At 70.5% G+C, this 23,070-nt stretch carries 20 protein-coding genes; 9 read left to right on the forward strand and 11 right to left on the reverse strand.

What is annotated here, in order from left to right; all coding sequences use genetic code 11:
* Nucleotides 1–142: 142 nt before the first annotated feature.
* Nucleotides 143–1,165 (reverse strand): serine/threonine-protein kinase, encoded by a 1,023-nt coding sequence (locus tag JIX55_RS18375; protein ID WP_257564392.1) that lies wholly within the window; start codon nucleotides 1,163–1,165, stop codon nucleotides 143–145.
* A 78-nt stretch (nucleotides 1,166–1,243) separates the two neighbouring features.
* On the opposite strand from JIX55_RS18375, the gene JIX55_RS18380 reads away from it, so the two are divergent.
* Nucleotides 1,244–1,498 (forward strand): hypothetical protein, encoded by a 255-nt coding sequence (locus JIX55_RS18380; protein WP_257564393.1) that lies wholly within the window; start codon nucleotides 1,244–1,246, stop codon nucleotides 1,496–1,498.
* Nucleotides 1,499–1,649: 151 nt separating this feature from the next.
* Nucleotides 1,650–1,874 carry a hypothetical protein gene (locus JIX55_RS18385; RefSeq protein WP_257564394.1) on the forward strand — a complete coding sequence of 75 codons (225 nt, stop codon included), beginning with the start codon at nucleotides 1,650–1,652 and terminating at the stop codon, nucleotides 1,872–1,874.
* A gap of 33 nt (nucleotides 1,875–1,907) precedes the next feature.
* Here JIX55_RS18385 and JIX55_RS18390 read toward each other — a convergent pair whose 3' ends face one another.
* Together JIX55_RS18390 and JIX55_RS18395 are read right to left on the reverse strand one after the other, a co-directional pair.
* Entirely contained in the window at nucleotides 1,908–2,495 is a 588-nt protein-coding gene (locus JIX55_RS18390; RefSeq protein ID WP_257564395.1) for a biotin transporter BioY, read from the reverse strand.
* 359 nt (nucleotides 2,496–2,854) lie between these two features.
* Nucleotides 2,855–3,010, reverse strand: a complete 156-nt coding sequence (locus JIX55_RS18395; RefSeq protein WP_257569732.1) for a hypothetical protein — start codon at nucleotides 3,008–3,010, stop codon at nucleotides 2,855–2,857.
* 120 nt (nucleotides 3,011–3,130) lie between these two features.
* Between JIX55_RS18395 and JIX55_RS18400 the strand changes: the two genes are divergently transcribed.
* The gene (locus JIX55_RS18400; RefSeq protein WP_257564396.1) at nucleotides 3,131–3,373 is read left to right on the forward strand and encodes a hypothetical protein; all 243 of its coding nucleotides are present in this window, start codon (nucleotides 3,131–3,133) and stop codon (nucleotides 3,371–3,373) included.
* Nucleotides 3,374–3,409: 36 nt separating this feature from the next.
* Complete coding sequence (locus tag JIX55_RS18405) at nucleotides 3,410–3,958, forward strand: DUF4240 domain-containing protein (RefSeq protein WP_257564397.1); 549 nt, start codon at nucleotides 3,410–3,412, stop codon at nucleotides 3,956–3,958.
* 40 nt (nucleotides 3,959–3,998) lie between these two features.
* On the opposite strand, the gene JIX55_RS18410 is transcribed toward JIX55_RS18405, so the two are convergent.
* Nucleotides 3,999–4,652, reverse strand: a complete 654-nt coding sequence (locus tag JIX55_RS18410) for a mycothiol-dependent nitroreductase Rv2466c family protein (RefSeq protein ID WP_257564398.1) — start codon at nucleotides 4,650–4,652, stop codon at nucleotides 3,999–4,001.
* Nucleotides 4,653–4,789: 137 nt separating this feature from the next.
* Between JIX55_RS18410 and pepN (JIX55_RS18415) the strand changes: the two genes are divergently transcribed.
* Both pepN (JIX55_RS18415) and JIX55_RS18420 read left to right on the forward strand, forming a co-directional pair.
* Nucleotides 4,790–7,390: an aminopeptidase N gene (pepN, locus tag JIX55_RS18415; protein ID WP_257564399.1), complete on the forward strand. Its 2,601-nt coding sequence runs from the start codon at nucleotides 4,790–4,792 to the stop codon at nucleotides 7,388–7,390.
* A 326-nt stretch (nucleotides 7,391–7,716) separates the two neighbouring features.
* Nucleotides 7,717–8,769: a hypothetical protein gene (locus tag JIX55_RS18420; protein WP_257564400.1), complete on the forward strand. Its 1,053-nt coding sequence runs from the start codon at nucleotides 7,717–7,719 to the stop codon at nucleotides 8,767–8,769.
* Nucleotides 8,770–8,863: 94 nt separating this feature from the next.
* Here the strand turns inward: JIX55_RS18420 and JIX55_RS18425 are convergent, their stop codons facing one another.
* The 3 genes from JIX55_RS18425 to JIX55_RS18435 all read right to left on the reverse strand — a co-directional run bounded on the left by JIX55_RS18425 (nucleotide 8,864) and on the right by JIX55_RS18435 (nucleotide 12,692).
* On the reverse strand, nucleotides 8,864–10,015 hold the full coding sequence (locus JIX55_RS18425; protein WP_257564401.1) for a serine hydrolase domain-containing protein: 1,152 nt from the start codon (nucleotides 10,013–10,015) through the stop codon (nucleotides 8,864–8,866).
* Between the two features lie 113 nt (nucleotides 10,016–10,128).
* Nucleotides 10,129–11,901: a TIGR03767 family metallophosphoesterase gene (locus JIX55_RS18430; RefSeq protein ID WP_257564402.1), complete on the reverse strand. Its 1,773-nt coding sequence runs from the start codon at nucleotides 11,899–11,901 to the stop codon at nucleotides 10,129–10,131.
* Nucleotides 11,902–12,230: 329 nt separating this feature from the next.
* Nucleotides 12,231–12,692, reverse strand: a complete 462-nt coding sequence (locus JIX55_RS18435; RefSeq protein WP_257564403.1) for an NUDIX hydrolase — start codon at nucleotides 12,690–12,692, stop codon at nucleotides 12,231–12,233.
* A 289-nt stretch (nucleotides 12,693–12,981) separates the two neighbouring features.
* Between JIX55_RS18435 and JIX55_RS18440 the strand changes: the two genes are divergently transcribed.
* Complete coding sequence (locus JIX55_RS18440) at nucleotides 12,982–16,302, forward strand: S8 family serine peptidase (protein ID WP_257564404.1); 3,321 nt, start codon at nucleotides 12,982–12,984, stop codon at nucleotides 16,300–16,302.
* 123 nt (nucleotides 16,303–16,425) lie between these two features.
* Here JIX55_RS18440 and JIX55_RS18445 read toward each other — a convergent pair whose 3' ends face one another.
* Both JIX55_RS18445 and JIX55_RS18450 read right to left on the reverse strand, forming a co-directional pair.
* Nucleotides 16,426–17,631 carry a hypothetical protein gene (locus JIX55_RS18445; RefSeq protein WP_257564405.1) on the reverse strand — a complete coding sequence of 402 codons (1,206 nt, stop codon included), beginning with the start codon at nucleotides 17,629–17,631 and terminating at the stop codon, nucleotides 16,426–16,428.
* 1 nt (nucleotide 17,632) lies between these two features.
* Nucleotides 17,633–18,109 carry an RNA polymerase sigma factor gene (locus JIX55_RS18450; protein ID WP_257569374.1) on the reverse strand — a complete coding sequence of 159 codons (477 nt, stop codon included), beginning with the start codon at nucleotides 18,107–18,109 and terminating at the stop codon, nucleotides 17,633–17,635.
* Nucleotides 18,110–18,666: 557 nt separating this feature from the next.
* Here JIX55_RS18450 and JIX55_RS18455 point away from each other — a divergent pair.
* Nucleotides 18,667–19,698, forward strand: a complete 1,032-nt coding sequence (locus JIX55_RS18455; protein ID WP_257564406.1) for an aspartate-semialdehyde dehydrogenase — start codon at nucleotides 18,667–18,669, stop codon at nucleotides 19,696–19,698.
* A gap of 61 nt (nucleotides 19,699–19,759) precedes the next feature.
* Here the strand turns inward: JIX55_RS18455 and JIX55_RS18460 are convergent, their stop codons facing one another.
* On the reverse strand, nucleotides 19,760–20,107 hold the full coding sequence (locus JIX55_RS18460) for a type II toxin-antitoxin system PemK/MazF family toxin (protein WP_257564407.1): 348 nt from the start codon (nucleotides 20,105–20,107) through the stop codon (nucleotides 19,760–19,762).
* On the reverse strand, nucleotides 20,094–20,324 hold the full coding sequence (locus tag JIX55_RS18465) for a ribbon-helix-helix domain-containing protein (RefSeq protein WP_257569375.1): 231 nt from the start codon (nucleotides 20,322–20,324) through the stop codon (nucleotides 20,094–20,096). Before JIX55_RS18465 ends, JIX55_RS18460 begins: the two co-directional genes overlap by 14 nt.
* A 100-nt stretch (nucleotides 20,325–20,424) precedes the next feature.
* Here JIX55_RS18465 and pepN (JIX55_RS18470) point away from each other — a divergent pair, with 100 nt between their 5' ends.
* Nucleotides 20,425–23,004, forward strand: a complete 2,580-nt coding sequence (pepN, locus tag JIX55_RS18470) for an aminopeptidase N (RefSeq protein WP_257564408.1) — start codon at nucleotides 20,425–20,427, stop codon at nucleotides 23,002–23,004.
* The last annotated feature ends 66 nt before the right edge of the window (nucleotides 23,005–23,070 follow it).

The raw sequence follows: 23,070 nt of genomic DNA on the forward strand, positions 1-23,070 counted from the left end.
GGTGGCGTTCGCAGGCCGCCGGGCCCCGTTCGTCGTGCGAGGGTCCAGGACGCCGCGCGGGGACGTCGTTCTGGGACGCCGACGATCAGGACGGTCATCTCCGGGTCGCCGCTCATCTCGGCCGGCGCACCGGTGTATCCGCTCAGGGACGCGATGACGGTGGCCGGGAGGTGCCCGCGACCGTCGGCGGGTCGCTGGTGTCGGGCAGGCGGGTCTCGCCGCCCGGCGGGATCGCGGTGGCGATCATCACGGCGGCCACGGCGGCGGTGACCAGGAGTACGAGCGTCACCAGGAGCCTCGAACGCCAGTCCGGCTGGGACGGTGGCGAGGGCGGCTGCGACGGCTCGTCGGCCGGTGGGTCCGGGGTCGTCACCACCGTCGTCAGATACGCCACGATCGCGTCCGTGTCGGGGCGTTCCGCCGGGTCCTTGGCCAGCAGTCGCCGTAACAGTGGCGTCAACGGGCAGTCGCTGTCCGGAAGTTCGGGCTCGTCGTAGGCGATGGCGAGGAGCGTCTCGGCGGTGGAGACGCGGGCGAACGGGGAACGGCCTGTCAGGGCGGTGCACAGAGTGGCGCCGAGGGACCAGAGGTCGGAGGGCGGGCCGGTGGGGCGGCTGAGGGCTCGCTCGGGCGGGATGTACTCCGGGGAGCCGATGAGGACGCCCGAGCGGGTCAGGGCGCGGGTGTTCTCCAGGGAGGCGATGCCGAAGTCGGTGAGGACGACCCGGGTGCCGGGGCCCAGCAGGACGTTGCCGGGCTTGATGTCGCGGTGCAGGACTCCGGCCGCGTGCACCCGGCGCAGCGCCTCGGCGAGGGCGAGGCCGACCCGCGCGGTCTCGCGTACGCCGAGGGGGCCGTGGTCGTGGACGACCGTCTCCAGGGAGGGGGCGTCGACCAGTTCCATGACGATCCAGAGCCGGTCGGCGTCCTCGACCACGTCGTAGACCCGTACGACTCCCGGGTGGTCGATCCGTGCGCTGGCCCGGGCCTCGCGCAGTGCGCGCTCCCGGCGGGTCCGTGGGTCCTCCACGTCGCCGCCGCCGTCCAGGCGCAGTTCCTTGACGGCCACCGGACGGTCCAGTACCTCGTCGGCGGCGCGCCACACCGTGCCCATGCCGCCCTGCCCGACCCGGACTTCAAGGCGGTAGCGCCCCGCGACACGCATACGCGCCCACCTCCCACCTCCTTCCATGACAACACGGTTCGCCCCGGTTCGGGCAAGTCGTATACGGGACGGAGGAACGTGCCCGCCGCCGAGCAGCGCCCCTTCGGCGGCTCGCTCTCCTTCGACGGGCGCGAGGTCGGCCCGGCGGCCGTACCGCGGGCGTACGAGCGCTGGACGCGGACCGTGCCGGATGCCCTGACCTCGTCGTTCGCGGCGATCCCGTGCCCGGACGTGCCGGGGCTGCCGCCGCACCTGCGCGGGCGGTACGTCGTCTCCGTGCGGGTCGCGTACACCGCCAGCCGTGGTGAGGGGGAAGGGACAGCGCGGTGCTGAGCGAGCTGGATGTCGAGGCGATGGCCGGGGTGCTCGCCCGGACCGGGCCGGAGGCGGCCGCGATGTGTGTCGTGCAGGTCAACCAGCTGGGCGGGGCTCTCGCGAAGCCCGCTCCCCATGCGGTGCCGTATCGCGATGGGCGGTTCCTGGTGTGGCTGGTGGCGATGACCGGGCGGAGCCGGCGCGGCGGATCCTCGACCCGGCTTCCGAGGTATTGGGCCCCTGGACGCTGGGGCGGGCGGTCAACTTCGCGTTCGGCGCGGGGGATCGGGCCGACGGGCTGTACGACGCCGGAACGCGGAAGAGGCTCGCCGTGGTGCGGTCGGAGTACGACCCGGCGAGCCTCTTCGGGGGGAGTTACGACGTCACTTCGTGAGGGATGCCTCCCCGGTGGTGTTGTGCCGCGGCGTCACTTCTTCAGGAGCTTCCACGCCGTCGGCAGCAGGCCCATCGCCAGCACGACCTTGATGGCGTCGCCGATCAGGAAGGGCGTGAAGCCGAGCGCCACGGCGGAGGAGAGGGTGATGTCGGCGGTGGCGGCGAGGTACGGCACGCCGACGGCGTAGATGATCGCCTCGCCGACGAGCATCGTGCCCGCCATGCGCAGCGTGGAGCGGTCACCGCCGCGACGGGCCAGAGCGCCCACGGCGGCGACGGCGAGGACCATGCCGAGGATGTAGCCGAAGGAGACGCCGACGCCGGAGGTGCCGTTCGCGAACCACGGCACGCCGAGGAGGCCGGCCAGCGCGTACAGGGCGAGCGAGGCGACGCCCCGGCCCGCGCCGAGGGTGGTGCCGACGAGCAGGGCGGCGAAGGTCTGGCCGGTGACCGGGACCGGGGAGCCCGGGACGGGCACGGCGATCTGGGCGGCGAGCCCGGTGAGCGCGGCGCCGCCGACCACGAGCGCGATGTCGCGGAAGCGGACGCCGGCAACAGCGGGGAGGCGGTCGGCGAGGACCTCGCCGGGGCGGGCTGACGTGGCGGCGGCGGTGCTCATGTTCGGGCTCACTCCGGCGGGTGAAGACGGCGGGGACACGGTGACGCTATCCCAGGCCCTCGGCGCCGGACACCGTCAGCGTTCGACAAAGCCGGGAACGGCGGCTTGGTGGACTTCGGACAACGAGTGCGGGTTACACCGGATACGGCGTGATGCCGGTCACTGAGGTGACGTGGCTTCGGCCACGGGAGGGCGCTGGGCGGGATCTGTAGGGTTTCGCCAATCGGGTGGGCGGGATGGACGGGGCTTCCGAAACTCGACGATCCGCCGTTCGAGGTGCGCGGTCGAGCCGGAATCGGCGCCGGTCCCGATGCCGACAACACAACGCCTTGGCCCGGACCGTGGGCGTTTTCCCGATCTCACGCAGTGGACGAACCGCGCGTCGGGTCCGGGTCGGGCATCGCCGCCGCCGGTCCGTCGATCGTCGTCGCGTACCCCCTCTCCGGGCTCCTCGTCATGCTGGTGATGCGGATGCTGGGCGAGATGTCCGCCGCGTGCCTCACGACAAGCGCCACGCGGCGCACGTCAAGGGAGCCAACGACACGCTGGAGCAGCTCGCGGGGGGTTCTCCGGTTCGGGGGATCTTTCGGGGCAAGGTCTTCCGTTATGGGGGCTTTCGGCGGGATTCTTGGCGGATGCCGACGCCGAAGCGACTGACGTGCCAGACGTGCCGTTCCGAGGAACCGCACGAGCCACTGACCCCGAAGGAGAAGGACTGGCTGCAGAGACAGCTGGGAAACCGGATCGGGGACGACTACTACAAGTGCGTCAACAACCGCCCCGACGACAAGGTCTGCCTCAACCTCCGCAGGCTCTCGGTCGAGAAGCACTTCAGGCTCACGAAGAGGCTGCCGGACGATCCGGACGACCTCGCGTGACCGGCATTGTCAGACCCTCCTGTCACTCTTCTTCCCATGGACGCGAACGAGTTCTGGAACATCGTCGACGAGGCGCGCCGTACAGCCGCCTCGCCCACGGGTGACGACGAGGCCGTCGCCGAGCGGGCGGCCGCGCTGCTCGCCGCGCGGCCGGTCGCCGAGATCGTGGCGGCCCAGCAGGTGTTGTGGGACCTGATGGCCGAGTCGTACCGCGCCCCGCTGTGGGCGGCGGCGTACACGATCAACGGCGGCTGCTCGGACGACGGCTTCGACTACTTCCGGGGTTGGCTCATACTCCAGGGCCGCGAGGTCTTCGAGCGGGTCGTCGCCGACCCCGACTCGCTCGCCGAGCTGCCCGTCGTCCAGGAGGCGGCCGAGGAGTGGCTTCCGGTCGAGTGCGAGGACACGCTCGGGATCGCCTGGGACGCGCATCGCACCGCGACCGGAGAGGACATGCCCGACGGCTTCAGCATCCGTTATCCGGAACTGGACCCGTCCTGGAACTACGACTTCGAGGACTGGGAGCGGACGGGGCGCCGACTGCCCCGGCTGGCCGCGCTGTACGCGAAGCACGTCGCGGACTGAGCCGGAGTTCCGGCGGTCGGGCGCCCGTCGCGCCGGGCGGTCAGACCAGGTTGCTGAAGTCCGGGCCCTTGGTGCGGGTGCGCTTGATCTCGTAGAAGCCGGGGACCGAGGCCACGAGGAGGGTGCCGTCCCAGAGCTTGGCGGCTTCCTCGCCCTTGGGGGCGGGGGTGACGACGGGGCCGAAGAAGGCGATCTGCTCGCCGTCGGCGCCCGGGACAGCGATGACGGGGGTGCCGACGTCCTGGCCGACCTTGTCGATGCCCTCCTTGTGGGAGGCGCGCAGTTCGGCCTCGTACGGGGTGGAGTCCCAGTGGTCCATGAGGGACTCGGGCAGGCCGACGTCCTTCAGCGAGGCGGCGACGACGTCCTTCTCGATGCCCTGGTCCTGGTTGTGCACCCGCGTGCCCATCGCGGTGTAGAGGTCACCGAGCACCTCGGCACCGTGCTCCTGCTGGGCGGCTATGACGACGCGTACCGGACCCCAGGCCTTGGTCTCCAGCAGCTCGCGGTACTCCTCGGGCAGCTCGTCGATCTTGGGCTCGTTCAGCACCGCGAGGCTCATCACATGCCAGCGGACCTCGATGTCCCGGACCTTCTCCACCTCCAGGACCCACCTCGAAGTCATCCAGGCCCAGGGGCACAGCGGGTCGAACCAGAAGTCGACAGGGGTCTTGCCGGAGGTCTGCTCGGACATGGTTCTCCTCGGAAGGCAGTCGTTTCAGCTGGCAACACCGACGGCCACGCCTGTCATTCCCACCTGCCCGCCCTCAAGTGCGCATGGCAGGATCGGGCTGTCCGCATACTGAACACCACCCTGAGGGAGTGCCGCCCGTGCCCGGTGAGAATCTGTCCCGCGACGAGGCCCGGGAGCGGGCCGCGCTGCTGTCCGTCGACGGCTATGAGGTCTCCCTCGACCTGCGGTCCGCCGTCGGTGAGTCCGGAGACGGGCCGCGCACCTTCCGGTCGGTGACGACGATCCGCTTCCGGTGCGCCGACCCGGGCGCCACCGGCTTCGCCGATCTGATCGCGCCGAGTGTGACCGCCGTCTCCCTCAACGGCAAGGACCTCGACCCGAGCGAGGTCTTCGACGGCTCCCGGATCGTCCTCGACGACCTGGCCGCCGACAACGAGCTGATGGTCGACGCCCAGTGCGCCTACTCCCGCACCGGCGAGGGCCTGCACCGCTTCGTCGATCCCGAGGACGGCGAGGTCTACCTCTACACCCAGTACGAGCCGGCCGACTCCCGCCGCGTTTTCGCCAACTTCGAGCAGCCGGACCTCAAGGCCCCCTTCCGCTTCGAGGTGCGCGCGCCCGAGGGGTGGGTCGTGTGGAGCAACGGGGTCGGTGAGCTCACGGACGGGGTGTGGCGGTTCGCCGAGACGAAGCCGATCTCCACGTACATCACGGCGGTCGTCGCGGGCCCGTACCACTATGTGACGGACACGTACGAGCGGACCTTCGAGGACGGTACGCGGCTGGAGATCCCTCTCGGCGCGATGTGCCGCAAGGGTCTCGCGCCCTACTTCGACTCCGACGACGTCTTCCTGATCACCAAGCAGGGCCTGGACTTCTTCCACGACCACTTCGACTACCCGTACCCGTTCGGGAAGTACGACCAGGCGTTCGTGCCCGAGTACAACCTCGGCGCGATGGAGAACCCGGGGCTCGTCACCTTCCGCGAGGAGTTCATCTTCCGGGGCAAGGTCACACGGGCGTCGTACGAGCGGCGGGCCAACGTCATCCTGCACGAGATGGCGCACATGTGGTTCGGCGACCTCGTGACCATGGTGTGGTGGGACGACCTGTGGCTGAAGGAGTCCTTCGCCGACTTCATGGGCTCCTTCTCCATGGCCGAGGCGACCCGCTTCACCAACGGGTGGGTGACCTTCGCCAACAACCGCAAGTCCTGGGCGTACCGCGCCGACCAGCTGCCCTCCACCCACCCGATCACGGCCGACATCCGTGACCTGGAGGACGCGAAGCTCAACTTCGACGGCATCACGTACGCCAAGGGCGCGTCCGTGCTGAAGCAGCTGGTGGCGTACGTGGGACGGGAGGCCTTCCTGGAGGGCGCCCGGCGCTACTTCAAGCGGAACGCGTACGGCAACACGAAGCTCGGTGACCTGCTGTCGGTCCTTGAGGAGACCAGCGGGCGGGACATGGCGTCCTGGTCGCGGGCCTGGCTGCAGACGGCAGGCGTGAACTCCCTCACTCCGCAGGTGCTTCTCGACTCCGACGGCCGGATCGACGAGCTGGCGGTGGTGCAGGAGGCGGCCGAGTCGCACCCCGAGCTGCGGCCGCACCGGGTGGCGATCGGGCTGTACCGGCGCGTGGACGGGGAGAGCGGCGCGGGCGCGTTGGAGCGGTACGCGCGAGCCGAGGTGGATGTCGACGGGCCGCGTACGGTCGTGGCGGAGCTGGCCGGGGCCGAGGCACCCGAGCTGGTGCTGGTCAACGACGACGACCTGACGTACTGCAAGATCCGGTTCGACGCGGGGTCGCTGGACACGCTGCGGGCCGGGCTCGGGGATGTCTCCGACCCGCTGGCGCGGGCGCTGTGCTGGTCGGCGCTGTGGAATCTGACCCGGGACGCGTTGCTGCCGGCGCGGGACTTCGTGGACCTCGTCCTGCGGTTCGCCGGGCGGGAGTCCGACATCGGGGTGCTTCAGATGCTGCACGCGTGGGCGAACTCCGCGCTCACGCACTACGCGGCGCCGGAGTGGCGGGAGACCGGGGACCGGCTGCTGGCGGAGGGGGCGTTGCGTGAGCTGCGGGCGGCCGAGGCGGGCAGTCAGCACCAGCTGACCTGGGCCCGGTTCTTCGCCTCGGTGGCATCGAGCGAGGGCGATCTGGCCGTGCTGCGGGGGTTGTTGGCCGGGACCGAGAAGGTCGACGGGCTGGACGTCGATCAGGAGCTGCGGTGGGCGTTCCTGGAGCCGCTGGCGACGTACGGGGTGGCCGACGAGGGTGTGCTGGCCGCCGAGTTGGCGCGTGACGACACGGCTTCCGGGAAGCGGCATCAGGTGCGGTGCCTGGCGGCGCGTCCTTCGGCCGCGGTCAAGGCGCAGGCGTGGGCGTCGGTCGTGGAGTCGGACGTCCTGTCCAACGCACTGGTCGAGGCGACCATCACGGGGTTCTCGCGGCCGTCCCAGCGGGAGTTGGTGGCGCCGTACGCCGCCAAGTACTTCGAGGTGATCGAGCGGGTGTGGGCCGAGCGGTCCATCCAGATCGGGATGGATGTGGTGCGGGGGTTGTTCCCGTCGCTCCAGGACTCCCAGGGGACGTTGGACGCGACGGACGCGTGGCTGGCCGCGCACAAGGGTGCGGCGCCGGCCTTGCGGAGGCTGGTGCTGGAGGCCCGGGACGATCTGGCTCGGGGGTTGCGGGGGCAGGCGTGTGACGCGGGAGCGGGGACGGGGGCTGCGGGGTAACTGCCGCTGAACTCTCGCGTGTTGCGCACCCGGCGGCTGCCGCTGGGACGGGGGTCGGGTGCGCAACTCGGCGCTGCGAGGTGCCGCTGCGCCCACCCGTGCCGCCCCTGGCGGCACGACTGCCCGCGGCTGAGTACCTGTGGAGTGCGCCCCGGGTTCGGGGTTACGAAATTCGGGTATTCAGAGCCGTAACTTTTTTTGATCCCCATTCGGACCAGCGGGTATCGGCAGTCGAACGCGTGTACTTTAGTGCGGCCTTGTCCAGATTTGTCGACGGGCTTGTAACAGCGGTTCATGAGCGGTCCCGGAGCGGGAACCTCCGGGTCATGACCCACAACACCCCGCTCTCCCCCCGCCCCCTCCGTCGCCTCTCGGACGTCACGCGCCGGGTGCTGACGGCCGCGCAGCTGCGCGCGCAGGGTGTCACCGCCGCCGAGACGAACGAGCAGTGCCGGCCCGGTGGTCCCTGGCAGCAGATCCTGCCGGGCGTGTTCCTGCTGCACCCGGGCCCGCCCACCTCCGAGGAGCGGCTGCACGCGGTGCTGTCGTACGCGGCCCGTTCCCCGTTCCGCGAGACGCCCGCCGGCGTACCGGCACAGCCGAACGCCGACGAGCACCGCCCGGCGCCCCGCTACTCGGACGCGGTGATCACGGGCCTGGCCGCCCTCACACTGCACGGCTTCTCGTCCGCTCCCCCGCTTCCCTCCCTCGACTCGATCGATGTCCTGGTCCCGCGCATGCGCCGGCTGCGGACCACGGGATGCGCGCGGATCGTCCGTACACCGGCCATGCCGACCCCGTCGTTCGTCACCGGCCTGCCCGTCGCCCCCGTACCGCGTGCCCTGGCCGACGCGGTCGGGGAACTCTCGGACGCGGGCACCGTACGCCGGCTGCTGACGGAGGCGGTGCGCGGCGGTCACACCGAACCAGCGGCCGTGGTCAGGGAGTTGACGCAGGCGCGGCTGCTGAGCCGCCCGCATGTCGTGGACGCGGTGGAGTCGTTGCTCGCCGAGGGGCGGGCGATCGCGGAGGACCACCTGTACCGGATGGTCCGCGAGTACGCCCTCCCCGACCCCGTCTGGAACGTCGACCTGCGCCTCCCCGGCGGCCCCCACCTCGGCGGTCTCGACGCGTACTGGCCGGAGCAGGCCGTCGCGGTCGAGCTCGACACGCGCGCTCCGCGCGCTGAGGACGACGCGCTGTGGTCCGAGTACGCCCGCAAGCGCGAGACGTTGGAGCGGCTCGGCATCACCGTCGTCCACATCACCCCCCAGAAGCTCCGTGATTCCCTGGAGCAGCAGGCGACCGTCGTCCGCACCGCCCTGATGGCGTCGTGCGACCGCGATCCGGCCGCGTATGTCGTGGTGCTCCCCCGCTGATCCGGCAACTCGGGGCACCAGGAGGGGAGAGGAAGGGCCGCCGCCCGCTTCGGCGGCCCTTCCTCATGGGCGGAGGCGCCTGACGGACGGGGTTCTACTTGCCGCAGAACTCCGCCTCCACGATCGCGTCGCTGTCGCCGGTCCAGTCGCTGTTGAAGTTGAGGGCGAGGGAGTGGCTGCCGTCGGAGGTGGTGACGGCCTCCGAGGTGGAGCCGTGGATGCCGCCGCCGTGGCCCCAGACGGTGATGCCGCAGCTGAGCTTCCGTTCGATGAGACCCAGGCCGTAGCCGGCGTCGGGGATCTCGTCGACCTTGATCGTGGTCTTCATCTCGGCGAGCTGCTTCCGCGGCAGGAGCTTGCCCTTGAGCAGCGCGCTGTAGAAGCGGTTGAGGTCGCCGGAGTCGGAGATCATCTCGCCCGCCGCGTAGGCCAGGGACGGGTTCAGTTCCGTGACGTCGTACGTCGGGCCCGTCGTCGTCTCGGCCAGCTTGCCGTAGGCGCGGCTGCTCGGCTTCGGGACCTTCGGGTAGGTGCCGGGCACGAGGGTGGCACGCAGGCCGAGGGGCTCGATGATGCGGGCGCGGACCTCGTCGCCGTACGGGTTGCCCGTGGCCTTCTCGATCACCATGCCGGCCAGGACGTAGTTGGTGTTGGAGTAGTTCCAGTCGGCGCCGGGGGCGAAGTCCGGCTTGTGCTTCATGGCGATCGCCACCAGTTGGTCAGGGGACATCGTGTCGTAGCGGTGTTTGAAGAAGCCGTCCTTCAGGAAGTACGTGCGGCCGAACTCCTCGTCGGCCGTGACGTTGAAGATTCCGCTGGTGTGGTTGAGGAGTTGACGAAGCGTCATTTTGCGGCCGTCGTGGCCGTTGCCGCGCACCAGGCCGGGCAGCCACTTGTCCACCTTGTCGTCCAGCGACAGCCTGCCCTCCGCCTCCAGTTGGAGCAGGACCGTCGACACGAAGGTCTTCGTGATGCTGCCGACGCGGTAGCGGTCGTGGGCCGAACGCGGCTTGTCCGTCCTGATGTCGCCGACGCCGGAGGTGGCCTTCCAGACGCCGTGCTTGTCCTTGGCCTGGAGGGCCACGCCGAGGACACCGTCCTTCACCGCCGCGTCCATGGCCTCCCGGGTCGCGCCGTGGTCGGTTCTGGCCGACGCCGGTGCCGCCACCGCGGGCGCGGCCAGGGCCACCGCCGCGGCCGCCGCGGCCGCCGCCGTCAGAGCCGTACGCACCTTGCGAGCTGACATGTGGTCTCCCCCTTCGCACCGACATCCTCGGCGGTTCCGAGAACGATCGGTCGCGAGGGGGGACACCGCCATGGACGGGCGGGTTGAGCATGTGCGCGGCAGTTGAGCGGTTTTCAGTCCTTTCGGAGGACCAGCTCCGTGTTGCGGTCGCCGTCCGTGCCGGTGAGTGTGTCGCGGCGGCCGGGGGCGTTGTAGGAGAGCTCGCGGTAGAGGGCCGCGAGGCCGGTCTGGGAGAGGTCCGTGAAGTCGGTGGCGTGGGGGGCGGCCGACTCGATCAGGGTGGTGAAGAGGGAGATCGTGCCGTCCTTGTTGTCCACCAGCTCGATGACGCGGGCCAGTTGGGGGAAGTCGATGTGCGAGGCGGTCGAGATCTCCCAGAAGGAGCCGCCGTTCGCGGACCCGTGCGGGGTGATGCGGTTGCGGTGGCTGTGGCCGTTCACCCAGGCCAGGACGTTGCGGTGGCCGCCGAGGAGGGAGAGCACCTCGTCGCCGCCGTGGCGGGCCTCGCCCGGGCGGGACGGATCCTTGTTGAGGTTCCGCATCGACTTGCTGGTGTGGTGGCTGAAGACGACGGCGTACGAGCCGTTCTTGGCGGCCTCCTTCAGCGTACGGGCCAGCCACTTGAGCTGGGCCGAGCCGAGCGAGCCCTCGTAGTGGCCGCCGGGGTCGGTGGAGTCGAGGCTGATGCCGATGACGTCGTCGGCGATGCGGAAGGCGTAGTACTGGGTGCGGGCGTCGAGGTTGGCCTGCGAGTAGCCGTGGCCGACCGGGCCGGGGCCCGTGCGGGCCGGGTCCAGGTGGGCCTTCAGGTACTCCTGCGGGGTGAAGGGGGCACGGTTCTCGTCCGGGGTGACCGAGCGCATCTTCTTCGCCTGGCCCTTGATGATGGCCTTCCACTCGGCGCCCCGGGGGTCGCCGCCGCTCTTGACGTTGTCCCAGATGGCCTTGCCGACCTGCTCGTCCAGGGTCATCAGCTTCTTGCCGCCGACCGCGAAGTCGGCGAAGAAGGAGTCGCCGGGGGCGTAGCAGCCGCCGGGGAGGGAGTCGTGGTTGCCGACCGTGGAGTACCAGGGGACGTTCAGGCCGGGGCTGTTGACCTCGCGGATCGCGGCGGCGAGGAAGCCGTTCAGGTGGGGGAAGCCGAGCTGTTTGTCGGCGTCGCGGAGGGTCGCGTCCGGCTGCCAGTAAAGCTTGAGGCCGCTGTTCTGGACGCCCTCGTAGCGACGCGGGTCACCGGAGTTGGGGGTGACCCGGCCGCCGCTCATCACCTTCAGGAACCAGTCCAGTTCCGTCTTGGAGTTGTTGTCGGTGTTGTCGCCGGTCGTCATGACGAAGTGGAGCGGGGAGCCGGTCACCGGGGCTCCGCGCAGCGCGTTCACCCGCTCGACGAGCGAGACCGCGCCGGCCACCGACAGGGCCTCCTGCGGACGCCAGGCGCTGGCGGTCTGGGCGCGCAAGTACTCGTATCGCAGCGGGTGTTGGACGTCCACCACGTGCAGGTCGGTGAACTGCACGAAGGACGCCAGCGTCGTACGACGGTTCTCGCGGCCGGACTTGGGGGTCGCCAGGTCGCCGCGCACGACCCGCTTCCAGGCGGGGCCGTCGCCGAGGCGGCGGTAGCCGGAGGCGTTGCGGGGGGCCGCGACCGAGGCGAGGGTCGTGCCCCGGGTGTACGGCGCGAGGGGGGCGGCCGGGGCCTCTCTGTTCGAGAGGTTGGCCAGGGGGATCTCGGCCGCCTTGTCGGCGGTGGCGGCGGCGTGGGCGTCGGTCTCCGGCCGCATGGCGAAGCCGACCCCCGCGGCGAGGCCCACCGCGCCGGTCGCGGCGAGGAAGGCCCTGCGGTCAGGGTTGGTGGCGGCTGCTGCGACTGAGCGTATGCGCGACATGGCGCGGTCTCCCCGAGTGCGAACGCGTCGGAAGTGGTCGCGGGGCCGCTCCGCGGTGGGGGCCGGAGTGGGGTTCCCGCTCGTACTTGATGCTTGGCAGCCGGGGTGACCTGGACGTTAACGAGGCGGCAACGGGTGGCGCCGATCACCGTACGTGGATCTACGAGTACGGTGCGCGTTCACTGGGGGTTCCCGAATGTGAGCGGGAGTGAAGGGAGGGGGTCACTCCTTGTTCATCTGGCGGGGTACAGCACCTATTCGCCGCAGGGCTTCCGCGGTTTCCGTGACCGCGGGTTCGCCGTGGCTTGTCGCGCGGTTTCCCTCGCCCCTCAGGGGGTGACCGGCAGCACCAGGTGGCCGTTCGGCGGGCGCTCCCTCCACAGTCTCAGGCCCACGTCCACCAAGCCCACCCTCTCCAGGTTCGGGACCTCGTCCAAGGGGTGCCAGGCGGCCATGTCCGTGGAGCCGTTCGTCTCGTGGCGGAGTTCACCGCCGGTGACGCGGGCCTCGTAGACGATGCGGAGGGCCTGGAAGTCGGCGCGGGTACCGAGGCGGCGGGGGTAGTCGCGCCGGTTGGAGTCGATGCCGAGGAGTGCGGTGGGCTCGACGTCGTAGCCGGTCTCCTCGGCGGCCTCACGGACGACCGTGTCGTACGGGTCCTCGCCGTGGTCCATGCCGCCGCCGGGCAGGGTCCACTTCTTCACGCCCTCCCGGGAGACCCAGCGGGCCAGCAGCATCCGCCCGTCCCGTACACATACGGCGTAGGCCGCCACCCTCAACTCCTCGCGCATGCACCGACGTTACTCAACGGGCACCCAGCGGGGTCACGGAGATCGGTGACGCGCGACTGAATCTGACGGCAAATCAGCGAAATGTCCTGCCATCGGCGGGCATCGCACCCCATGGCGGGTGGCGGGTTTACGCCATGACACAATCCCGCCTCTTTCAACTCTCCCCAAACACAGGTCACTTCGGTAAGGCTGAGCGATCATCCGGGACCGCATAACGGACCGGACCGATCCGAATCCGCCGCTCGGATCATCAATGATCGTTTTCACCTGAATTTCCATACCTCCAGGGATGCTGATGACCCTCACCCCCCATTCCGGCCCCCGGCCGGGTGCGAGACGCGTGGCGCGCATAGCCGTGGCCGCGGGACTGGTCGCCGCGCTCTCCGCGGCCGGGCCGATACCCATGGCCTTCTCGGCGGACGACCCGTCCACTACCGTCCCGGCGGACGGCGGCGTCAAGTCCGCGCACGACAAGCTCGGTTCGACCGACGCGGATCTGCTCGCCGAGGCCAAGGCCGACGGCGACAAGAACGTCACGATGATGATCGCCACCACGCCCGGCAGGACCGAACAGGTCGCCGATCAGCTGGACGCGGTCAAGGGCGGCTCCGTGGGCCGTACCCACGACAAGCTCGGATACGTCCGCGCCACGGTCCCGACCAAGAGCGCCGACTCGGCCATCTCGGCCGCCGCGAAGCTCTCCTCCGTGCAGGGCATCGACCTGCGCCAGGAGATCGTCCTCGACGACCCGTCGCCGGCCGCGGACACCGCGAAGGGCGCCGAGTCGCAGGCCACGGTGACGAAGACGTACCCGGGGCCGGGCAAGAACACCCCCGCCGAGAACCCGTACAACCCGTCCTTCGAGACGGGCGCCGTCGACTTCGTGAAGCAGAACCCGAAGGCGGACGGCCGGGGCATCACCATCGGCGTCCTGGACTCCGGTGTCGACCTCGCGCACCCGGCGCTGCAGAAGACCTCCACCGGCGAGCGGAAGATCGTCGACTGGGTGACGTCCACCGACCCCCTCATCGACGGCGACGGCAGCTGGCGACCGATGCTGACCTCGGTCTCCGGGCCGACCTTCACCTTCGGCGGCCGGACCTGGACCGCCCCCTCGGGCTCCTACTCCGTCAACACCTTCCGCGAGTCCGCCACGGCGGCCGGTGACGCCGCCGGCGACGTGAACCGCGACGGCGACACCACCGACGCGTGGGGCGTGCTCTACGACGCGGCGGCCGGCACGGTCACCGTCGACGTCAACCAGAACTTCGACTTCGCCGACGACAAGCCGATGAAGCCGTACAAGGACGGCTACCAGATCGGCTACTTCGGCACCGACGACCCGTCGACCGACGTCGCCGAGCGCCAGCCGTTCGTCGTCGAGTACCGCAAGGACGTCGCGATGGACCCCCTCGGGGGAGACTGGGTCGGCAAGAAGGCCGACTTCGTCAACATCGGTCTCATCTCCAGCGAGCACGGCACCCACGTCGCCGGCATCACCGCCGCGAACGGCCTGTTCGGCGGCAGGATGAACGGCGCCGCCCCCGGCGCGAAGATCGTCTCGTCCCGCGCCTGCGAGTTCGGCCCCGGCTGCACCAACGTGGCGCTCACCGAGGGCATGATCGACCTCGTCGCCAACCGCGGTGTCGACATCGTCAACATGTCCATCGGCGGCCTCCCGGCGCTGAACGACGGCAACAACGCGCGCGCCGAGCTCTACACGCGCCTCATCGACGAGTACGGCGTCCAGCTGGTCATCTCGGCCGGCAACTCCGGCCCCGGCGCCAACACCATCGGCGACCCCGGCCTCGCCGACAAGGTGATCTCGGTCGGCGCGTCCATCTCCAAGGAGACCTGGGCCTCCAACTACGGCTCGCAGGTCACCAAGGACTACCAGCTGTTCAACTTCTCCTCGCGCGGCCCGCGTGAGGACGGCGGCTTCACCCCGACCCTGGTCGCGCCCGGCGCCGCGGTCAACACCGCGCAGACCTGGCTGCCGGGCTTCATCGCCCCCGAGGCGGGCTACTCGCTCCCGGCCGGCTACCAGATGCTCAACGGCACCTCGATGGCCTCCCCGCAGGCGGCCGGCGCCTCCGCGCTGCTGCTCAGCGCCGCCAAGCAGAAGGGCATCGACCTGACGCCCGCGAAGCTGCGCACCGCGCTGACCTCGACCGCCGACCACATCAACGGCGTTCAGGCGTACGCCGAGGGCGCGGGCCTGATGAACATCGTGGACGCGTGGAAGTCGGTCAAGGCAGGCGCGACGGCACACGACTACGCGGTCAAGGCCCCGGTCGACACGGCCATCGACTTCGCGCTCAAGACCCCGGGCTTCGGCACCGGCATCTACGACCGTGAGGGCGGCCTCAAGGCCGGGCAGAAGAAGACGTACGACGTGACCATCACCCGTACGTCCGGTGCCGACAAGGCGATCCGCCACGAGCTGCACCTGGAGAACAACCGGGACAACACGTTCCGGATCGTCGGCGACGACGTGGTCTCCCTGCCGCTGAACAAGCCGGTCACCGTGAAGATCGCCGCCAAGCCGGAGAACTCCGGCATCAGCAGCGCGATTCTGGAGGTCGACGACCCGAAGACCGTGGGCATCGACAGGCAGATCCTCAACACGGTGGTGGTCTCCGCGCCGCTGAAGTACACCCACTCGGCGTCCGGCACGGTCCAGCGCAACTCCTTCAAGTCGTACTTCATCACCGTCCCCGAGGGCACGAAGACCCTCGAGGTCGCGATCAGCGGACTGAAGGACAAGAGCCAGACCCGCTTCATCGCCAACCACCCGTACGGCCTCGCGGTCGAGAGCACCAGCTCCCTGACCTGCTACAGCAACTACCTCGACGGCAACGGCTGCAAGCCGGACGTGCGTTCGTACGCCAACCCGCAGCCCGGCGTCTGGGAGATCGAGGTCGAGTCGCGCCGGACGTCGCCGGTGCTCGACAACACCTTCAAGCTGAACTTCGCGGTGTACGGGGCGAGCTTCGACCCGGAGGTCGTCACCGTGCCCGAGGCCAAGGTCGGCACCCCGACCGCCGCCTCCTGGAAGGTGACCAACAGCCTCGCCGCCGTCGACGGCAAGCTGGCGGGCGGGCCGCTCGGCTCGGCCAAGACCGACCGGCCGACCATCGCCAACGGTGTCACCCAGACCTCCACGGTCGAGGTGCCCGCGGGCGCCGAGTCCCTGGACGTCGTCATCGGCAACACGGCGGACACGGGCGCCGACCTCGACCTGTTCGTCTACGACGCCGACGGCAACGAGGTCGCGTCCGACGCGGACGGCGACTCCGAGGAGTCCGTCTCCGTCCCGTCGCCGGCCGCCGGTACGTACACCATCCAGGTCATCGGCTACTCGGTCCCGGCCGGGTCGACCGCGTACGACTACCGCGACGTGTTCTTCTCCTCCGCCCTGGGCGAGGTGAAGGTCGCGGACACCGCCGTGAAGCTCGGTACGGGCGAGTCGACGACCGTCTCCGGTGACGTCGTCGCGGCCGCCGAGGCTCCGGCCGGCCGGGAGTTCTTCGGCCGGGTCCAGCTGGTGAACGCGCGCGGCACCGCCGCGGGCGCCGGCAGCGTGCGGATCGAGAAGGTCACGCCGTAGTGCGCCGGTAGGCGTGAGTGATGCGTCGGTGATACGTCGCTGATGCGTCGGTGAGGGGCGGGTGTCCGGGGGGACACCCGCCCCTTCCGCGTCAGTCTCCGCCGACGCTGCCGCTCGGCGCCGTCACTCGCACGGCATGCCCTCCGCCGACGGCAGTCCCTCCTCGATCCAGGCCCGCTCGTCGGCGATCTCCCGCTCTCCCACGGTCCACAGGTCCGGTTCGTCGGAGCCCCACGAGATGCCGATGAGGACGTGGTCGCCCTTCTTCAACCGGGGGTCGACGTCCTCGGCCATGGGGAAGACGACCTCGTCGGCGCCCTTGGCGGGCTTGTAGTAGCGGTCCACGTCGACCGCGATCCGGTCCTGCCCGGCGCCCGGCACGGGTTCGACATCGGTGACAGTGCCCTCGACGACGAGACGGGCGCAGGCGAGGTAGCCCAGGTGGCTGAGCTTGCCGCCGCTGTCGTCGTGCGGGCCGCCCGCCTCGCTGTCCTTCTGGTCGGCGCCGCTGCCGTAGCCGCTGTCCGCCGCGTCGGACGACGTCGTGCTCGCCGCGCCACCGGCCTGTACGACGGCCCAGCCCACGCTGAGGACCACGGAGGCGGCCACGGCTGCGGCGAGGGTGCCGAAGGCGATGTTCAGGGCGCGCCTGGTGCGGGCAGGCCGCGGCAGCAGGGGCCTCACCGGCGCGACGGGGGCCGCCGCGGACCCGGACACGTGCCCGGGGTCCGTCTCGGCACCGGCCGCGTCCCCCGGCCGCGCGGCCACGCTTCGCCCCGGCGGTGCCCCGGCCTCGGCGTTCGCCGTGCCCGCTCCGGCCAGCGCCTCGCCGATCAGCCCCAGCTGCTCCCTCAACAGAGCGATGTCGGCGGCGGCCGCGTCACGCGAGGCCACGAACTCGGCGTCCCGCAGGGCGTCTTCGGGCAGCGGATCGTCGACGAGCGCGCCCATCAGCGCGTCCATGCCAGCGTATGCGGGGCCGTCGTACCGGACGTCGTCGGCGGACTGGACTCCGGCGGCTTCGAGGTCCGCGCGCGCCGCGTCGTCGTCGAAGGCGAGGCCGCCGCGCTCGGCACCGTCGACAGCGCGGTCGCCATCCTCGGCGTCCCGGTGCGCGAGATCGGCGCGCTCCACGTCTCCGGGCACGAGATCGGCGCGCTCGGCGTCCCCGTGCGCAACCTCTGCGGGCTCCACGTCCCCGTTCCCGACGCCCCCGCGCGGACCGTCTCCATGCCCGACGTCTCCATGCCCGACGTCCCCATGCCCGACATCCCCATGCGCCATGTCGTCGTACTCGGCGTCGCGCCGGCTGTTGTCCCGGGCGGCCACGTCACACCACCTCGTCCTCGTGCAGGCGGGTGCGCAGGGCGCGGACCGCCGAGTGGAGCCTGCTCTTGACCGTGCCCTCGGGGATGCCGAGCTCGTCGGCGATCCCGCGTACCGGCAGGTCGGCGTAGAAGCGCAGGACGAGGACCTGGCGCAGGGCGTCGGGCAGCTCGTCCAGGCCGCGGGCGACGGCGAGCGAGAGCACGCTGGACTCCTCGCCGGAGGGGTCCGCCGGCTGGCGCAGCGAGGCCAGCCGCTCGCCGAGGCGCTCCTGGCGGCGCTTGGCCCGGTGCCAGTCCATCGCCAGGTTGGAGGCGACCACCGCCGCCCACGCGGACACGTCCCTCGGCGCCTCACGGCCGCTCGCGGCCCGCTCCAGCAGCCGCAGCCGCACCTGCTGTACCCCGTCCAGCAGGTCCGACTGCGGTACACCGCCGAGCGCGAGTACCGCCCGTACCCGCCGCTCCTGGGCCGCGTCCAGCGGATCGGTGGCCGCGGCGGCGGTGGCCGCCGTGCTCCCCGCGTCCCCCGCGACCCCTGTCCCCGCCTCCCCCGTCGCCGCCGGCGAGTCGCCGTCCCCGGTCCGCAGGTCGCCGGCCCCGGTCCGCAGGTCGCCGCCCGCGTGCAGCGGATCGTCCACCTCCTGGACGCGGCGCGCCTTTCTGCGCAGCACAGCCACCCCTCCCCTCCCGCGTTTCCTCTACGACGCCGGTGCGGGCCGAAACGTTCACGGCGCTCGCGCGACCTTTCCCGTGGCTCCCCGCATGCCGTAGAGGCGTACGTCACACCTTCGCGTGCGCCGGGGTGCCGTGGGCAGGGTCGAGGCAGCACAGCTTGCGGTACGGGGCCGCCGTCGGACGAATTTCTCCAGCTCAGCCGGGGTGACGGGCGAAGAAGCGGCTCCGGTGCCGGGGGCCGTCGCGTCCCATGGTTTGAGCGTCCCGGTCAAACGATTGGCAGGCGGACCGGGGCTGACCGCATGATGGAAACGCCTCGGCCATGCCGCAGACACAGACAAGCCACGTAAAAGGAGTCGCCGTGAGGGTCGGAATCGTCGGAGCCACCGGTCAGGTCGGCACGGTCATGCGCAGGATCCTCAAGGAGCGCGCCGCATCCAACCCTCTCGGCCCGACGCAGGAGCTGCGCCTGTTCGCGTCCGCCCGTTCGGCCGGTTCGGTCCTCGACGGCGTGACGGTCGAGGACGCGGCGACGGCCGACTACTCCGGCCTCGACATCGTCCTGTTCTCCGCCGGCGGCGCGACCTCCAGGGCCCTGGCCGAGAAGGTGGCGTCCCAGGGCGCGGTCGTGATCGACAACTCCTCCGCGTGGCGCCGCGACCCCGAGGTACCGCTGGTCGTCGCCGAGGTGAACCCGCACGCGATCGCCGACCGCCCCAAGGGCATCATCGCCAACCCGAACTGCACGACGATGGCCGCGATGCCGGTGCTGCGTCCGCTGCACGACGAGGCGGGCCTCGAAGCGCTGGTCGTCGCCACCTACCAGGCGGTGTCCGGCTCCGGCCTCGCGGGCGTCGCGGAGCTGCACGGCCAGGTCCAGAAGGTCGTGGCCGACGCCGACAAGCTGACGCACGACGGCTCGGCGGTCGACTTCCCCGAGCCGGGCGTCTACAAGCGGCCCATCGCCTTCAACGTCATCCCGCTCGCCGGCTCGATCGTCGACGACGGTCTGAACGAGACGGACGAGGAGCAGAAGCTCCGCCACGAGTCCCGCAAGATTCTGGAGATCCCCGGGCTCAAGGTCTCCGGCACCTGCGTCCGCGTCCCGGTCTTCTCCGGCCACTCCCTCCAGGTCAACGCCCGCTTCGCGCGCCCGATCACCGTGGAGCGCGCGACGGAGCTGCTGGCCGGCGCCCCGGGCGTCGCCCTCTCCGACATCCCCACCCCCCTCCAGGCCGCCGGCCAGGACCCGTCGTTCGTCGGCCGTCTCCGCGCCGACGAGACCGTCGACAACGGCCTCGCCCTCTTCATCTCCAACGACAACCTCCGCAAGGGCGCCGCGCTGAACGCGGTGCAGATCGCGGAGCTGGTGGCGGCGGAGCTGAGCGAGTAGGCGGGCAGTACGCGAAAAGAGGGGCGCCCCACCTTGAACGGTGGGGCGCCCCTCCGCGCGTTCAGAGGGCCAGATGCCGTCGTAGGGCCACGTCGACCTCAGCCATTCGCTGGCGCGGGACCGAACCGATCGGCCGCAGGAGCCTCTCCGGAGCGAGCGCGCGCACCTGCTCGCACTGCACCTTGGAGTCCTTCGGGAGACCGCACTCCTGGGCAGGAAGCAGCACTTGGAACGGATAGACGCGGGAGGTGTTGGTCGTCAGGGGGACCAATGTGATCACGCCGCGTCCGGTCCGTGCCGCAGCCGCGTTGGCACCGTCGTTGGAAACGATCACGGCCGGACGCGCCTTGCTGGCCTCGCTGCCGCGCGCAGGCTCGTAGTCGACCAGGTAGATGTCACCGCGCTTCATCGGTCATCCCGTCCCCCGAGAACTGGTCCCAGAACGCGGCGTCCTCGCTCCCGTCCCACTCGGCGAAGGCCTCCGTGTACTCCTGCTCCAGCTGCGCTTCACGCAGGAGTTCGATCGCTGCGTGTATCACGGCTGACCGGGAATCGGCCTTTGTTCGCTCGGCGTACTCGTCAACGAAGGCAACGTCCTCCTGCGGCAGGCTCACACTAATCTTCATACCAGCCATGCTACCTACAGTAGCCAGACCTTAGCTACTCCAAAGTTCGCCGTGCTCATGGAAGGATGGCGCAACCCACACATAACGAGGAGATGACCGCGTGCCTGGCACAAACCTGACCCGCGAAGAGGCTCAGCAGCGGGCGGAGCTGCTCAGCGTTGACTCGTACGAGATCGATCTCGATCTCTCCGGCGCGCAGGAGGGCGGCACCTACCGGTCCGTGACCACGGTGCGCTTCGACGTCGCCGAAACCGGCGCGGCGTCCTTCATCGACCTGGTGGCCCCGACCGTCCACGAGGTGACCCTCAACGGCGACGCGCTGGACCCGGCGGAGGTCTTCAAGGACTCCCGGATCGCGCTCCCCGGTCTGCTGGAGGGCCCCAACATCCTGCGGGTCGTGGCCGACGCCGCGTACACCAACACGGGTGAGGGCCTGCACCGGTTCGTCGACCCGGTCGACAACCAGGCGTATCTGTACACCCAGTTCGAGGTCCCTGACGCCCGTCGCGTCTTCGCGTCCTTCGAGCAGCCGGACCTGAAGGCCACGTTCCAGTTCACCGTGAAGGCGCCGACCGGCTGGACCGTCATCTCCAACTCGCCGACGCCCGAACCCAAGGACGACGTCTGGGTCTTCGAGCCGACGCCCCGGATCTCGACGTACATCACGGCCCTGATCGTCGGCCCGTACCACTCGGTGCACAGCGTGTACGAGAAGGACGGGCAGAGCGTGCCGCTGGGCATCTACTGCCGCCCGTCCCTCGCCGAGTACCTGGACTCCGACGCGATCTTCGAGGTCACCCGGCAGGGCTTCGACTGGTTCCAGGAGAAGTTCGACTACGCGTACCCGTTCAAGAAGTACGACCAGCTGTTCGTGCCGGAGTTCAACGCGGGCGCGATGGAGAACGCGGGTGCGGTGACCATCCGCGACCAGTACGTCTTCCGCTCGAAGGTGACGGACGCCGCGTACGAGGTCCGCGCCGAGACGATCCTCCACGAGCTGGCCCACATGTGGTTCGGCGACCTCGTGACGATGGAGTGGTGGAACGACCTGTGGCTGAACGAGTCGTTCGCCACGTACACGTCGATCGCCTGCCAGGCGGCCCACCCCGAGTCGCGCTGGCCGCACTCGTGGACGACCTTCGCCAACTCCATGAAGACCTGGGCATACCGGCAGGACCAGCTGCCGTCCACCCACCCGATCATGGCCGAGATCCGCGACCTGGACGACGTGCTCGTCAACTTCGACGGCATCACGTACGCGAAGGGGGCTTCCGTCCTGAAGCAGCTCGTCGCGTATGTCGGCCAGGACGAGTTCTTCCGGGGCGTGCAGGCCTACTTCAAGGCGCACGCGTACGGCAACACGCGCCTGTCCGACCTGCTGGGCGCCCTGGAGGAGACCTCCGGCCGTGATCTGAAGGCCTGGTCGAAGGCGTGGCTGGAGACGGCCGGCATCAACATCCTCCGCCCGGAGATCGAGACGGACGAGCACGGCGTCATCACCTCGTTCGCGATCCGCCAGGAGGCCCCGGCGCTGCCCGCGGGCGCGAAGGGCGAGCCGACGCTGCGTCCGCACCGCATCGGGGTCGGCCTCTACGAACTGGACGACGCCAGCGGCAAGCTGGTCCGTGACGAGCGCGTCGAGCTGGACGTCGACGGCGAACTGACCGCCCTCCCCCAGCTGGTGGGCAGGCGCCGCCCGGCGGTCGTCCTCCTCAACGACGACGACCTGTCGTACGCGAAGGTCCGCCTGGACGAGCGGTCGCTGGCCTTCGTCACCGAGCACCTCGGCGACTTCGAGTCCTCGCTCCCCCGCGCCCTGTGCTGGGCGTCGGCCTGGGACATGACGCGCGACGCGGAGCTGGCGACCCGCGACTACCTGTCCCTGGTCCTGTCGGGCATCGGCAAGGAGTCGGACATCGGTGTCGTGCAGTCGCTGCAGCGGCAGGTGAAGCTGGCGATCGAGCTGTACGGGGACCCGACGGCCCGTGAGGCGCTGCTGACCCGCTGGACGGACGCCACGCTGGCGCACCTGCGCGCGGCCACCCCGTCCTCCGACCACCAGCTGGCCTGGGCCCGCGCCTTCGCCGCGACCGCCCGCACCCCCGAGCAACTGGACCTCCTGGAGGCCCTGTTGGAGGGTACGCAGACGATCGAGGGGCTGGCCGTCGACACCGAGCTGCGCTGGTCCTTCGTCGAGCGGCTCGCGGCGGTGGGCCGTTACGACGAGGCGGAGATCGCGGGCGAGTACGAGCGGGACAAGACGGCCGCCGGCGAACGCCACGCCGCCACCGCCCGCGCCGCCCGCCCGACCCCCGAGGCCAAGGCCGAGGCCTGGTCCCAGGTCATCGACTCCGACAAGCTCCCCAACGCCCTCCAGGAAGCCGTCATCGCCGGCTTCGTCCAGACCGACCAGCGCGACCTCCTCGCCGCGTACACCGACAAGTACTTCGAGGTCGTGAAGTCCATCTGGGACTCCCGCTCCCACGAGATCGCCCAACAGATCGCGATCGGCCTCTACCCGACGATCCAGGTCTCCGCCGAAACCCTCCACAAGACGGACACCTGGCTGACCTCCGCCGACCCCAACGCGGCCCTGCGCCGCCTGGTCTCGGAGTCCCGCGCGGGCGTCGAGCGCGCCCTGCGCGCACAGTCCGCGGACGCGGCGGCGGCCACGGAGTAGCAAGGGCCGGCCGTACGACGACGGGGGCGCCCGGTGACTTCACCGGGCGCCCCCTCTATGCCCTGG

This window comes from Streptomyces sp. DSM 40750 (assembly GCF_024612035.1).
Taxonomy (GTDB): Bacteria; Actinomycetota; Actinomycetes; order Streptomycetales; family Streptomycetaceae; genus Streptomyces.